Raw genomic sequence first — 14,289 nt, forward strand, 5'->3', positions numbered from 1 at the left:
TGCAAAGGTAGGAAAAATTATAACCCGCACAAATCCTTTTATCGATTTTTTGGGGATATTAGGCTAACTTAATGGTTTACAGCAGGAAATAATATTATAAGTAGTGGAATAGTTGGCGCTTTGGCTGACTGGTAAAGGTTTGCAAGCCGCTTTTTAACCACAGAGGGCGCGAAGAAAAGCACAGAGCACGCAAAGCCATCTCCACTATTATAGGCGCTTAGCTCCATGCACTATGCTTTTTTTCATCATTAAGCAGTTAAGGAAATTAAGGTCTGAAGGCGGTTTTTGCTTTTTGCGTGCTATGATGACCTGTCTTGCACCGCCCCAACCACCTAAACCTGGCCGGAGTGAAAAACCCACATCCCGATATTTCAATCGGGAGAGGATTTGAAGCAAAGGACGAGAACATACCTATATAGTAGTACAGGCATTTATTAGTAGTACAGACATTGCTTTTTAAATAAAGGAAAATGAATTATACTATATAAAGCATATATAAAAGCAATACCTGAAAAGAATAAGCTACCGCATTACGAACCACACTATATATATGTTAAAAATTGTTAACTCTTTATTTGTACTGAATTGCTTTGCATAGCTTAGTGGCGAATTGTTTTTATTGATGTTATCGTATTATTAATTATCTTTGCAGAATGTTTAAAGTTAAACACTTAATTATTTTAGTATTTGTTGCCGCTTTGGGTGTGGCGGGTTGTAAAAGTCGTTTCGAGAAATTGAGGGCGAGTAACGACGTAGGTAAAAAATACCAGGAGGCGCTTCGTTTGTATAATAAAAGGGATTACAGTAAAGCATTGGTGCTTTTTGAGGACCTTTCTCAGAAATACCGTGGCCGTGCAGAAGCTGAAGATCTGAACTACTATTATGCTTATACCTTATATAGATTAAGTGATTATACTACAGCCAGATACCAGTTTAAAAGCTTTGCAGATACTTATCCTGCAAGTAAAAATGCTGAAGAGGCAAGGTATATGGGCGCTTATTGCTACTATTTAGAATCGCCGAATTTCTCTTTAGACCAGGAAAACACTTATAAGGCGATTGATGCTTTGCAGCTTTTTATCAACTTATATCCTACCAGCGACCGTGCAGCTGCTGCCGGCAAGTACATTGCCACTTTAAGGGGTAAACTGGAAGATAAGGCTTTTGAAAATGCTAAAATGTATTTAACTACCGGTCCTAGTAATATCGATAATTACAGAGCTGCAGTTATTGCTTTAAAAAATGCGCAAAGAGATTACCCGGATATTAAATATGCCGAGGAAATGGATTTCCTAATGATTAAGGCACAATATTTATATGCTAAAAACAGTTTGGTTTATCGCCAGGAAGACCGTTACAATGAAGCTTTGGCTTTATATACTGAGTTTACCGAAAACCATCCTGAAAGCCAATATACCAAAGATGCCAAACAACTGAAAGATGATGTTGAAGCAGGTATTGTGACTACCAAACAAGAAATTGCCTTGTATAATACTGAACAGGAAAAATACAAGAAAATGCTGATCAGAGCTGGTAAAATAAAAGATACCACTGCTGCAACAAATAAAACGGATATTAAAAACAAGTAATACATGAATACTAACAAACCTGCTGTACCAAACACTACAGTTACCAGAAACGTACACGATTTAGATAAAACTACAGATAACTTATACGAATCTTTAGTTGTAATTGCTAAAAGAGCAAATCAGATTTCGAACAACGTTAAAGAGGAGTTACACGGTAAATTAGCAGAATTTGCATCGAGCAACGATAATTTGGAAGAAATTTTCGAAAACCGCGAGCAAATTGAAATCAGCAAGCATTACGAACGTATGCCTAAGCCTGTTTTAGTTGCTATTGATGAATTTTTGAACGAGAAAATTTATCACAGGAATCCTGCTAAAGAACAAAAGTAAAAGCATTGCGCATAGCGTTTAGAGCAAAGCGTTTTTAGCATTACGCTCTATGCTCCATGCCCTATGTACTCTGCATTATGCTAAAAAATAAAAATATAATCCTTGGCGTTTGCGGCAGCATCGCAGCATATAAATCGGCCTTTCTGGTTCGGTTGCTTGTAAAAGCTGGTGCAAACGTAAAGGTTATCCTTACCCCTGATGGTGCTAATTTCATAACACCACTTACCCTTGCTACGCTTTCTAAAAACCCCGTTTATACCCAGTATTTCGAAGAGGAAACCGGTGTATGGAGCAATCATGTAGAATTGGGCCTATGGGCCGATCTGATCATCATTGCCCCCATTAGCGCCAATACCCTGGCCAAACTGGCTACCGGAATTTGCGACAATCTGCTAACTGCAGTTTACCTTTCGGCGAAATGCCCGGTTTATGTTGCCCCGGCAATGGATTTAGACATGTGGAAACACGAAAGCACACAGGCCAACATTGCAAAAATTAACAGCTACGGCAATATCGTAATTGCACCCGGAAGCGGTGAACTGGCCAGCGGTTTATATGGAGAAGGTCGTATGGCAGAGCCTGAAGAAATTATCTCTTTTCTGGATGAGGCGATCAAAAAATCGATGCCACTCTACGGCAAAAAAGTAATGGTAACAGCCGGACCGACTTACGAAGCAATAGATCCTGTTCGTTTTATAGGCAACCATTCCTCAGGTAAAATGGGTTTTGCCCTGGCAGATGAACTGGCCAGACTAGGTGCTGATGTAACTTTAATAGCAGGACCAACAGCTCAAAAATCGAGTCAAACTGTAAAAAGGACAGATATAGTAAGTGCACAACAAATGTACGACGCTTGCTTATTGGTATTCCCTGAAACTGATATTACCGTAATGTGCGCTGCCGTGGCAGACTATAGGCCAAAAACTGTAGTGGCACACAAAATCAAAAAACAAGATAGCAATCTTGTTCTCGAACTCGAAAAAACGGTTGATATACTGGCTACTCTGGGCAAAGCAAAAAACGAAAACCAGATTCTGGTTGGATTTGCTTTAGAAACCAACGATGAAGAAAATTATGCCAAAGGTAAACTGGAAAAGAAAAATCTCGATCTGGTAGTTTTAAATTCTTTAAACGATAAGGGCGCAGGTTTTAAATCAGATACCAATAAAATTACTATTTTTAACAAGGCTTTAGAACGTAGTGTTTTCGACATGAAAGCTAAAGCCGATGTTGCTAAAGATATTTGCTCAGCTATTTTAAAAATTGCAAAATGATAAAAAGGATTTTTTGGATGTTGGTATTCCTAACCGGCTTTGGTAAACTACAGGCGCAAGAATTAAATGCGCGTGTAACTGTACTGGCTCCCCAGGTGTCGAACATTAGCAGACCAACGCTTGATGCCCTTCAAAAAACAATCCGCGATTATTTAAATAATAACAAATTCAGTAACGAAGCTTACAAGCCGCAAGAGCGTATCGACTGTAGTTTCATCATCACCATCAACTCCTGGGATGGTGGATCGGGATATACGGCCGAAGCTCAGATTCAGAGCAGTCGTCCGGTTTTTAACAGTTCGTATAATAGCACCTTGCTGAACATGAGCGATAAAAACTTCGATTTCAATTATCTGGATGGCTCTACCATCGATTTTTCTGATCAGAACTATATTTCTAATATCAGTGCACTCCTCACCTACTATGCCTATACCGTTATCGGTATGGATAAAGACAGTTTTAGCAAAATGGGTGGCACTCCTTTCTATAAAAAAGCACAAAATATCATTAACCTGGCGCAGGCTTCGGGCAATACCGGCTGGAAAGCAGCTGACGGTTTACGCAACCGTTTCTGGTTTAACGAGAATGTGCTAAACCCCATTTTTAGCGAACTACGGAGCTTTATTTATAGTTACCACTTAAGCGGCCTGGATCAGTTAACAGATAACGAAAAAGGTTTGAACCAAATTGTGGCTGCCCTACCTGCCCTGCAACAAATGGATAAACAGAAACTGGGTTCTATCTTCCCTAACGTTTATTTCGCCTCAAAAGCCGAAGAAGTAACCAATGTACTGGCCAAACTGAATGTACAGGAACGTTTAAAAGCCTACAATATGCTGGCAGAAATCGATCCGGCAAACATTGGCAAATATGAAGGGTTAAAGAAAAACTAGCTTAATGGTTAATTGTTTAAATCGGTTAACCGTTTAGTAACACTTTCAACATACTAACCTTTTACCAGGCTCCTAAAGTTAAGCAATTAACCAGTTTAAACAGTTAACCTTCCACCAGATGCAACTTTCTTCCCTCACCTGCGTCTTATAATCAATTAACCCGTTTAAACACTTAACCCGGTACAATAGTTAAATTTTTGTTAAAACATTTTGATCTTACGAATATCTTCGTACATTTGATTACGAAATAATTCGTACAACCTGTAACATATGGCGAATAACAACATCAAACCAACAGAAGGCGAAATGGAAATCCTCCAGGTGCTTTGGCATAAGGGGAATGCAACGGTAAGAGAAGTGCATGAAGCATTGAACAAAAAAGACTCAGGCTACACCACTACCCTAAAGCTAATGCAGATTATGCATGAAAAAGGAATGGTAGAAAGAGATACTAACCAAAAAACACACATCTATAAAGCATTGGCTAGCCAGGATAAAACCGAAAAACAATTGGTAAACAAAATGATCGACAATGTATTTAATGGATCAGCAGCAAGATTGGTAATGCAAGCTTTGGGTAACCACAGCGCAAGTGCAGATGAGATTGATGAAATTAAAAAATATTTAGACAGCCTTAAATAAGGCCGAAAGTTGAGGGTTGAACGGTGTAGGGTATTGCTCCCTAATTGAAATGATTATTCGGGTGTAACCCGTTAAAAAAATTAAAACCACCATTATGGAAACTTTATTACAACAATTCATCAAAGCATTTGGCTGGAGTATTTTAAACTCATTGTGGCAAAGTGCTATTATTTACGGTGTGTTATTTATCGTAATGCTTAGCTTACCTAAACTGGCAGCAAAGCACAAACACAACCTAGCTTTTAGTGCCATCATCTTAATGTTTATTGGTTTTGGCTACAATTTTATTAGTCAGATGATGCTGAGCACCAATAACCAGGCACCTGCAATCAATGCACAAAATATCCAGGTTTATCAATATTTCAACAACCTGCCCCCCAGCTTTAGCAGTAAGGCCGAGCAGTATTTCCCAATTGTAGTAGCCTTTTATATCATTGGGATTTTGCTTCAACTCTTTGTAATTGCTAAAGGCTACAATCAGTTAGCTAAACTTAAAAAAGATAGCTTAAGCGCCATTCCCGAAAGCTGGAAAGCAATTTTCGAACAAGTAACAGCGCATCTTAAAATCAAAAAAAGTATCCAGTTCCACTTGTCGGCTATTGTGAATGTGCCCTTGGTTATTGGTTATCTAAAACCAGTTGTATTGTTTCCTTTGGCTTTGGTAAACCAATTGGATAACGATCAGGTAGAAGCGATCCTCATCCACGAACTATCTCACATCAGAAGAAACGACTTTTTACTAAATCTGATTAAAACAGCCATTGAAACCCTGCTTTTCTACAATCCGTTTGTATGGATGGCAGGCCGATTTATCCATATTGAACGCGAACATGCCTGTGATGATCTGGTACTTAAAATTACCGGAAAACCACTAAACTATGCCCATGCCTTGCTTAAACTAGAACTGCTTAAAGATAAAAACAGTCCTGCTTATGCATTGGCAGCAACTGGCAAGACCCAGAATTTATATCAACGTATTAAAAGAATAACCAACATGAAAACAAATTATTTAAATGCCAAACAACAAATGGCAGCCCTAACGCTTGGTGTAGCCTGCTTGTTTTCTATAGCCTGGATCAATCCGACAGAAAAGAAAAAAGAAACCAAAAAACCAGCCAAACAGGAAATGGTGAGATTTGTTGCCTCAACTCCAACTTTTAACCATACTCTCTGTACCGATACCACTAAAAAACGTAAAATAAAAATTGTTGCGGTTGATGCAAACGGCAATAAAACCGAATACAACTCAGTAAAAGAAATGCCGGATAGTATCCGCAAAGATTTTTACAGGGACGAACTTTTTGGAGGAAGGAATGCTTTCAGAATCCAGATGGATAGTGGCTTTAAATTCAAAGATTCGTTATTCAGGGTTAAAATAGACCGTGAGTTTAATTCGCCTGAAGCACAGGCTAAATGGAAAAAATTTGGGGATGATATAGCTAAACAATATAACACGCCAGAAGCACAAGCCAAATGGAAAAAATTCGGAGAAGATATCGCCAAACAATATAATTCACCAGAAGCACAAGCCAAATGGAAAAAATTTGGAGAGGATATTGCCAAACAATATAACTCGCCTGAAGCGCAAGCCAAATGGAAAAAATTTGGAGAGGATATGCAAAAGAGAATGAACTCACCAGAAGCGCAGGCTAAATGGAAAAAAATGGCTGAAGACATGTCTAAACAATTCAGTTCTCCAGAAGCACAGGCCAAATGGAAGAAAATGGGTGAAGATGTTGCTGCGAAAGTAAACACGCCTGAATTTAGGGCGCAGATCGAAAACATTAAGTTAAGTGCCTTAAATGGTGATCTAGCGAGATTATCAGCCGTCCGCGCCGATTCTCTGGGTCAAAAATACAGAGATGCCCATATCCTATACTTCGAAAACAGCAACAACAAAGTAAAACAAACCGAAGAGTATAAAAAACTGAGAGAAAAGTTTGATAAAGAAGTAAAAGAGCTACAAGAAAAGATAGAAAAAAAGGAGAAGATTGAAAAAAAGGAAAAAGTTGAAGGCGGCAATAAAGGCACTTATGTAATGCCGGCTGTGATGCTTTACAACAACAAGAATTTCACCAGCCCGGTTAAAGCATTAAATACAGAAAATGCCCTGGTAACGTATAAAGACACCAATTTTAAAGTTGCCGACCAGCTGGCATTGAAAACTTTTATCAAAACTGACAATATCAATCTATTGGATAATAATAACATCAATATTGCAATTAAATAAAAGAAGCTAAACCACACAAATTTAATTGAGCAGCGAAGAGATTATTCTTCGCTGTTTTTGTTTTGCATTGAATGTTGAAATATCTTTTTAGTATTTTCGCAAAGCTATGCTTCAAAAACTTTCTATACGTAATTACGCATTAATTGATAGCCTCGATATTGAATTCGATCGTGGTTTAAACATTATAACCGGCGAAACCGGTGCCGGGAAATCCATCATTCTAGGTGCATTATCTTTAATTTTGGGCCAAAGGGCAGAAAGTAAGTACTTTTTTAACCAGGATAAAAAATGTGTGATTGAGGGTAGTTTTGCGCTGGCCGACGAGAACCTGAAAGAATTTTTTGAAGAAAATGATCTCGATTTTTCTAGAGAAAGCCTGTTACGCCGCGAAATTTCGATTGATGGGAAATCGCGCTCATTTATTAATGATACCCCGGTTAACTTATCCATTTTAAAACAGATTGGCGAAAAATTGATCGATATCCATTCGCAACACGCTACACAAGAAATTAACGATACCGATTTTCAGTTATTGATTGTAGATTCACTGGCCAGTCACCAGCCGCTTTTGGATGACTACCGCAGCGGATTTAAAAAATTAAAGCGAGACAATAACCTGTTAAAAAAACTAATCAACGAAGCGAGCGAAGCCAGAAATAAACAGGATTACGAGCAATTTTTGTTTAACGAATTGGAGCAAGCTAAATTACAGGAAGGTGAACAGGAAGAACTGGAACTGGAACTGGAACGCCTAACACATGCAGAAACCATAAAAAGGGCACTGCTTACCGCTTCAGGTTTAATTAACGAAAGCGAACCATCGGCCTTGCAGATTTTAAAAGAAGCGTCGTTACAGTTGCAAGGAATAGAAAAATTTGATCCTGCCATTAATGTATTGTATGAGCGATTGCGTTCGTCGATTATAGAGATTAAAGACATTACCGATGAAGTTGCAACCATTGAAGAAAACACATTGCACAGCGCCGATCGGTTGGAAATCGTAAACCAGAGACTCGATTTATTTTATTCACTTCAGCAGAAACATCGCCTGGCCAATAACACCGAGCTTTTGGCCCTTCAGCAACAACTTGAAAATAACCTGAACCAGCTTTTATCTTCTGATGAACATATCGAAAAACTTCAAAAAGAGATTTCGCAGCTTCAGCAGGAACTGCAGCAAAAAGCTACGCAATTAAGCACCAATAGAAAAAAAGCCATTAAACTGGTTGAAGAACAAACCGGCCTTACCCTCAAAAAAGTAGGCATGCTGAATGCCAGGTTATTTTTAGACCAGAAAGTAGCCGCCGAACTGAATAAAGATGGTTTAGATGAAATCAACTTATTATTTACGGCCAACGCCGGTCAGGCTCCTGCCCCGGTCAGTAAAGTGGCATCAGGAGGTGAATTATCACGGTTAATGCTGGCCATTAAAGCCCTGTTGGCTCAGCATACTTCGCTCCCAACCATTATTTTTGATGAGATTGATACCGGCATTTCGGGCGAAACAGCCTTAAAAGTTGGTGAAGTTATCTCCGACCTGGGCAAAAACATGCAGGTAATTTCCATTACCCACCTGCCACAGATTGCAGCCAAAGGCGAATCGCATTATTTTGTACATAAACACGAAGATAGTGGAAAAACTACCACAGGAATTCGTAAATTGAAGCAGGAAGAGCGCATTGGCATTATTGCCGAAATGTTGAGCGGTAAAAACCCTGGAGCATCGGCTGTTGAAAACGCAAAAGAGCTATTGGCATAATTAGTCATTAACCGTTTAATCCACTGTAAGCCATTAGGTTTTTACAGTAAAAGCTTTCCAGGATTGATTACTGTGCCAGATAGAAAATATCCGACACGAAAAAAATTTTTCATTAAGCATTATTAAAACTAAGCAATTAGTTTATATTTAATCGATGAAATCATTATTAATTCTACTCTCGCTTATTATGGCCGGCACATTGTGTTCTGCGCAAAACTATACCCTTACTGGTGTGGTGAAGGATAAACGTGGAGAAGTATTACCCGGAGCCGGTATTTATGTAAGTGGCTATAAAATTGCCACTTCTTCTGATAATAACGGGGCTTATAAACTTCCGCTAAAGCCAGGAAACTACGATATCCTGGTACAGCTACTGGGTTATAAAGCGCTCAATAAAAATGTAGTGGTTGCCGATAAAGATATAAGGCTCGATCTGCTCCTTGAAGAAAGTGTTACCCAATTGGAAGAAGTAACCATAAAACCAGATCCCAACAGGGCCTATTACATTGCATTATTTAAAGATTTTTTTATTGGTACAACTCCAAATGCAGCACAGTGTAAACTCATTAACCCCAATGTGCTCATTATCGATTATGATAAGGATAATGCTTTGCTTACGGTAAAAAGTAATCAGTTTCTGATTATCGAAAACAAAGCACTCGGCTACCGGATCAAATACTTAGTTAATAATTTCGAATACAGCCGCAAAACCAATATCATTTATTATCAGGGTTATCCTACATATGAAGATTTAAAAGGATCGAAACGTAAAAAAGAAATCTGGGATAAAATGCGTTTAACCGCTTATCTTGGTTCGCCACAGCATTTTTTCAAATCATTGTACCATAAAAAAGCTACTGAAGAAGGGTTTATCATCAATAAACTACAAAGTATTCCGAATCGTGATAAGCCTAAGGATAGCCTGATTAATGCAAACATTAAGCGTTTTACCCAGGCACAAACTTTTACCGGTAACGTCCACCTCACTGTTGGCGATTCGTTAAATTACTGGATCAAGAAGAAAAATTTGCCTAAAGAAATTTCGGTACTGAGCAAAGCACCTGTACTTCAGGATACCCTGGCCCACTTAACACCTGATAGTGCCATTAAAGAAATGAACTTTACCGGTAAGCTTTATGTGGTTTACTCCAAAGAAAGTGAAGACCCTACCTTTACAGGCAAGCTTGGCTTTTCTATTAGCAGACCACCCGACTATTTTGGTTATCAGGTATCAACCATTACGATACAGCAGGCACCGGTTTATTTTTACGAAAACGGAGGTATTTATAACCCACGGTCGATGCTTTTCTCGGGCTATTGGGCATGGGAGAAAATCGCAGACAGTGTACCTATGGATTATTTGCCACCACGACCGTAAAAAAGCCGTGGTTAAGTGTTAAAATTGTTAAAAATATTTTTGCTTTTTAATAAATATTAAGCCTTTTGGTTACATTCGTCTCCATGATTAAAAGCCTTTTAGTGTCGCTAATATTCCTGATCTGGGGCGCTAATGCTATTGCACAAAACACCTACACGATCAGCGGTTTGGTGCGCGATCAGAAAGATGGCTTACCCGGTGCAAGTATTTATTTAAGCGGGTATAAAATTGCCACTGTTGCCGATAACGACGGCCGTTTTAAGCTGACCAACCTCAAACCAGGTAGTTATGATTTGCTGGTGCAGATTGTGGGCTACCTACCTTATTCCAAAAGCGTAATCATATCTGATAAATCGGTGCAAGTTGAGCTTGTTTTAAAAGAAAATGTTGCCCAGCTTGATGAGGTAACTGTTAGGGCCGATCCCAACCGGCAGAAATACATTAACCAGTTTAAAGAGTTCTTTATTGGCAAAACACCGAATGCCCTGCAATGTAAAATTCTGAATCCGCAGGTTTTAAATGTTGATTTCGATATTACCAAAAGTACCTTAACTGTCTCTACCACAGAGTTCCTGATTGTAGAAAATAAAGCGCTGGGCTACCGCCTGAAATATATGCTCGATCGTTTTGAGTATAACTCGCGTACACACATTATTTACTATTCCGGTCACCCGTTTTTTGAAGAGCTAAAAGCCTCTGCTTCGAAAAAGAAGAAATACGTTGCAGCCAGAGAAGTGGCTTATTATGGTTCTTCGCAGCATTTTTTCCGTTCGCTCTATGCCAACAAAGCACAGGAGGAAGGGTTTATTATCAATAAAATGGTTAAGGTACCTAATCCAAACCGTTACCCGGAGTATGTAATTAATACCAATCTGGAGAAGATAAAAGCGGTACCAGAAAAAACAGGTATCAGGCAAACTAAAGGAAAAGTAGATACAGCTTTACTCGCTTTCTGGACCAAACAGAAGGAAATGCCCCGCACCATCGATAAATTTTCTCGGGCTGATGTACTAACTGATACACTTGTACATTATTACAACCAAAACTTAAAGTACCTGAGTTATACCGATGCCCTGCTGATCCAATACACCAAAGAAAAAGAATCCCTGGCTTACTCTAACACTGGTTTCTGGATCTTCAGGCCTTTGGATGTGCCAGAAAATGAAATCTCGGTAGCCAATTTAACGGGTGAAGGTGTTCGTTTCTACGAAAACGGTGGCATTTACGATTCGAGATCGCTCTTATTTGAGGGTTACTGGGCTTACGAAAAAGTAGCCGATATGGTACCTATGGATTATATTCCACTCCCTAAAAAGTAAAACCTGCATTTTTATAATTGTGGAAAAGTAGTGTTCTTCAATAATTAGAATTACTAAAAATATTAGTAATTTTAACTATGATTAGCGGAGAAGAAAAACAGTATTTTAAAGGGCGAGGGGCTCAGGTTAATCCACACAATAAATTTTTAAAGGATGTTTATGTAAAGGAACACGATGAAGGGATAGACGATTGGGAGGAAAGCGACCGCAAAACCTCGTTTATTTTTGAGCATTCGAAAACCATTGTGAATAAGGTTGATAGCCCGGATGTAGGCATGGCTTATTCCCTAAACCCTTATCAGGGCTGCGAGCACGGCTGCACCTACTGTTATGCCCGCAACTCGCACCAATACTGGGGTTATAGCGCAGGGATAGAATTTGAACGCAAAATTATTGTAAAGCAGGATGCTCCTACCCTCTTTAAAAATTTTTTAGAGAAAAAAGGCTGGGATGCCACTACCATTTCACTCTCAGGCAATACCGACTGCTATCAGCCTGCCGAAAGAAAATTTAAGCTTACCCGGCAGTTGCTCGAAATTGCCCTGGCTTATAAACAGCCCATTGGCATGATCACCAAAAACTCGTTAATCTTACGTGATAAGGATATTTTGCAGGAAATGGCTAAGCTGAACCTTTGCATGGTTTATGTTTCCATTAACAGTTTAAACGAAGACTTAAGGCAGGTAATGGAACCCCGTACCACCACTGCCAAGCAAAGGTTAAGGGTCGTTGAAGAATTGAGCCAGGCGGGCATCCCTATGGGGGTTATGGTTGCACCGCTCGTACCCGGATTAAGCGATCATGAAATTCCAAAAATATTAAAAGCCGTTGCCAATGCTGGTGCCATAAAAGCAGGCTATACCGTGGTGCGGTTAAATGGTGCCATTGCGCAGATATTTGAAGACTGGCTCCGTAAAAATTTCCCTGATCGTTTTGATAAAGTTTGGCACATGATACAAAGCTGCCATGGTGGAAATGTAAACGACAGCAGATTTGGAGATAGAATGCGGGGGGATGGTAATATTTCTCAAATGATCAGAGACAATTTCAGGCTGCACTGCCGTTTAAATGGCTTAAATGTTAAAGATATTATTCTAAACCACAACCTTTTTAAAATCCCAAGCGATCAGATCAGTTTGTTTTAATCGAAATATTAACCGGTTAAATTCATAATTTGCTATAATTTTGTGCCATGAATATTGCATTAGTTACCTATCTGGATAAAGGCGCTTACGATAGCGCCACTGTTGAAAGCGAAGATGATAAACTCTTAAATTTTTTAAAGGAGAAAGGATTGCACATTGAAAAAGTTATCTGGAATGATCCTGAAATTAACTGGCAAGATTATAATTTAGCCATTCTAAAGTCTCCCTGGGATTATTTTGACCTCATAACCGATTTTTACCATTGGCTTGAAAAATTAGCACATTTAAATGTAAGGTTGCTTAACCCAATTGGGTTGGTAAAATGGAATTCAAATAAATTATACCTGCAGGAAATTGAAGCGGCTGGTTTAAAAATTACTCCCAGTACCTTCATTCACAAGCAGGAAAGTGTTAAACTGAACGATTTTTTCGGGAAATTTGGGGTAGATAAACTGATTGTAAAACCCTGTGTAAGCGGCGGGGCTAAAAATACTTTCAAGGTTACAGCTGATAATGTGGATGTAGTAAACCAAAAGCTAAATGAGCTGTTGCAGGAAGAAGACTTTATTGTACAACCCTTTTTGCCCGAAATTCTCGAAAATGGAGAATGGTCTTTTATTTTCTTTAATGGGGTATACAGCCATTCCTTGATTAAACAGGCAAAACCTGGCGATTTTAGGGTTCAGCCTGCCCATGGCGGTTCAGTTCATCCGCAAAGCCCTGATAAAAATCAAATTGCCATAGCACAACAATACATAGATTTATTTGCAAAAAACTGTCTCTATGCACGCGTTGATGGCACTTTTGTAAAGGGCGAATTTTTACTGATGGAACTGGAACTTATTGAGCCATTTCTATTTTTGAATACCGACCCTCAAAATTATGAACGCTATTATCAGGCCTTGAAGGAGTTAATGTGAAGATAATCGTCATTTCGAGCGGAGTGCAGCGGAGTCGAGAACCACGCAGTGCTCAGCGAAGCTAAATCTAACTTGAAAAGATTTCTCCCCACCTGTACGGGCAGGCGTTGCGCTACTGGTGAAAACCGGCTTGCTTCGCTCGAAATGACAACTAATAATTATTTAGAAGCAAAAACCTGTGCCCAATAATTATCCGTTCTGGCAGCCCCCATTTCTTTAAAAGATGCTGTCATAATGTTTTTGCAATGGCTTTCGCTTGCAATCCATTCATTAAAAACCTGCACTTCTGTAGTTTGCCCAGATGCTAAATTTTCGCCTACGGTTGTCCAGTTATAACCTGTTGCGCTAACGCGTGTGCCAACCGTTTCGCCATTTGCAGAGGTGTGCACCAAGCTTTTAATAGAAGCAGTGTATTTACTCTGATAAAGAGCCGCTGAAGATAAATTTACATTCCAGGTTAGTGCCCCAACCGACGGCATTTTAGTAGTACCGCAATTACAACCAGCAGAACGGATATCGTTAACCAACTTTAAAAGCGCATCGTTATTGATATTGGTGGTGGTTGAGACTTCTATTTTTAATGTTGTAGGCATCTCTGTAGTGGTAGAGTCTGTTCCTTTTTTACATGACATGAGAGCAAAGCATAACGCTAAGCACATTAATTTAGGGACGAAAGATTTCATGACTATGGTTTGTTTAGCGAAAGATACATTGATTTTTTAAAAAATAATCCTCCACCATAATCTTTTTCATACTCCATAAACAACTAACAGACATCCACAGGGTATTTTAATCGAGTAGGAAGATAGG

General features: G+C 39.1%; 12 protein-coding genes. 11 read left to right on the top strand and 1 reads right to left on the bottom strand.

From position 1 onward, the window contains the following. Positions 1 to 653: 653 nt before the first annotated feature. From DBR40_RS16945 to DBR40_RS16995, 11 genes are all read left to right on the top strand, one after another. Positions 654 to 1,589: an outer membrane protein assembly factor BamD gene (locus DBR40_RS16945; protein ID WP_124560931.1), complete on the top strand. Its 936-nt coding sequence runs from the start codon at positions 654 to 656 to the stop codon at positions 1,587 to 1,589. Between the two features lie 3 nt (positions 1,590 to 1,592). Beyond that, positions 1,593 to 1,919 carry a DNA-directed RNA polymerase subunit omega gene (locus DBR40_RS16950; RefSeq protein WP_025145617.1) on the top strand — a complete coding sequence of 109 codons (327 nt, stop codon included), beginning with the start codon at positions 1,593 to 1,595 and terminating at the stop codon, positions 1,917 to 1,919. Positions 1,920 to 1,996: 77 nt separating this feature from the next. After that, a complete protein-coding gene (gene coaBC / locus DBR40_RS16955) occupies positions 1,997 to 3,193 on the top strand; it encodes a bifunctional phosphopantothenoylcysteine decarboxylase/phosphopantothenate--cysteine ligase CoaBC (protein WP_199748370.1) in 1,197 nt (398 codons plus the stop codon). Further along, positions 3,190 to 4,086 (top strand): DUF4835 family protein, encoded by an 897-nt coding sequence (locus DBR40_RS16960; protein WP_124560932.1) that lies wholly within the window; start codon positions 3,190 to 3,192, stop codon positions 4,084 to 4,086. The genes coaBC and DBR40_RS16960 overlap by 4 nt, the downstream gene beginning before the upstream one ends. A 270-nt stretch (positions 4,087 to 4,356) precedes the next feature. Continuing rightward, positions 4,357 to 4,728, top strand: a complete 372-nt coding sequence (locus DBR40_RS16965; RefSeq protein WP_124560933.1) for a BlaI/MecI/CopY family transcriptional regulator — start codon at positions 4,357 to 4,359, stop codon at positions 4,726 to 4,728. Positions 4,729 to 4,822: 94 nt separating this feature from the next. Continuing rightward, positions 4,823 to 6,958, top strand: a complete 2,136-nt coding sequence (locus DBR40_RS16970) for a M56 family metallopeptidase (protein WP_124560934.1) — start codon at positions 4,823 to 4,825, stop codon at positions 6,956 to 6,958. A 106-nt stretch (positions 6,959 to 7,064) separates the two neighbouring features. Further along, the gene (recN, locus tag DBR40_RS16975; RefSeq protein WP_124560935.1) at positions 7,065 to 8,717 is read left to right on the top strand and encodes a DNA repair protein RecN; all 1,653 of its coding nucleotides are present in this window, start codon (positions 7,065 to 7,067) and stop codon (positions 8,715 to 8,717) included. A 154-nt stretch (positions 8,718 to 8,871) separates the two neighbouring features. Next, a complete protein-coding gene (locus DBR40_RS16980; RefSeq protein ID WP_124560936.1) occupies positions 8,872 to 10,095 on the top strand; it encodes a carboxypeptidase-like regulatory domain-containing protein in 1,224 nt (407 codons plus the stop codon). A 101-nt stretch (positions 10,096 to 10,196) separates the two neighbouring features. Further along, positions 10,197 to 11,414: a carboxypeptidase-like regulatory domain-containing protein gene (locus DBR40_RS16985; RefSeq protein WP_233603918.1), complete on the top strand. Its 1,218-nt coding sequence runs from the start codon at positions 10,197 to 10,199 to the stop codon at positions 11,412 to 11,414. A gap of 77 nt (positions 11,415 to 11,491) precedes the next feature. Continuing rightward, positions 11,492 to 12,559, top strand: a complete 1,068-nt coding sequence (locus DBR40_RS16990) for a PA0069 family radical SAM protein (RefSeq protein WP_124560938.1) — start codon at positions 11,492 to 11,494, stop codon at positions 12,557 to 12,559. 47 nt (positions 12,560 to 12,606) lie between these two features. After that, positions 12,607 to 13,479, top strand: a complete 873-nt coding sequence (locus tag DBR40_RS16995; protein ID WP_124560939.1) for a RimK family alpha-L-glutamate ligase — start codon at positions 12,607 to 12,609, stop codon at positions 13,477 to 13,479. Between the two features lie 158 nt (positions 13,480 to 13,637). On the opposite strand, the gene DBR40_RS17000 is transcribed toward DBR40_RS16995, so the two are convergent. Next, positions 13,638 to 14,111 (bottom strand): CAP domain-containing protein, encoded by a 474-nt coding sequence (locus DBR40_RS17000; RefSeq protein ID WP_158674072.1) that lies wholly within the window; start codon positions 14,109 to 14,111, stop codon positions 13,638 to 13,640. Positions 14,112 to 14,289 lie beyond the last annotated feature (178 nt).

It is taken from the genome of Pedobacter sp. KBW01 (assembly GCF_003852395.1).
Taxonomy (GTDB): domain Bacteria; phylum Bacteroidota; class Bacteroidia; order Sphingobacteriales; family Sphingobacteriaceae; genus Pedobacter.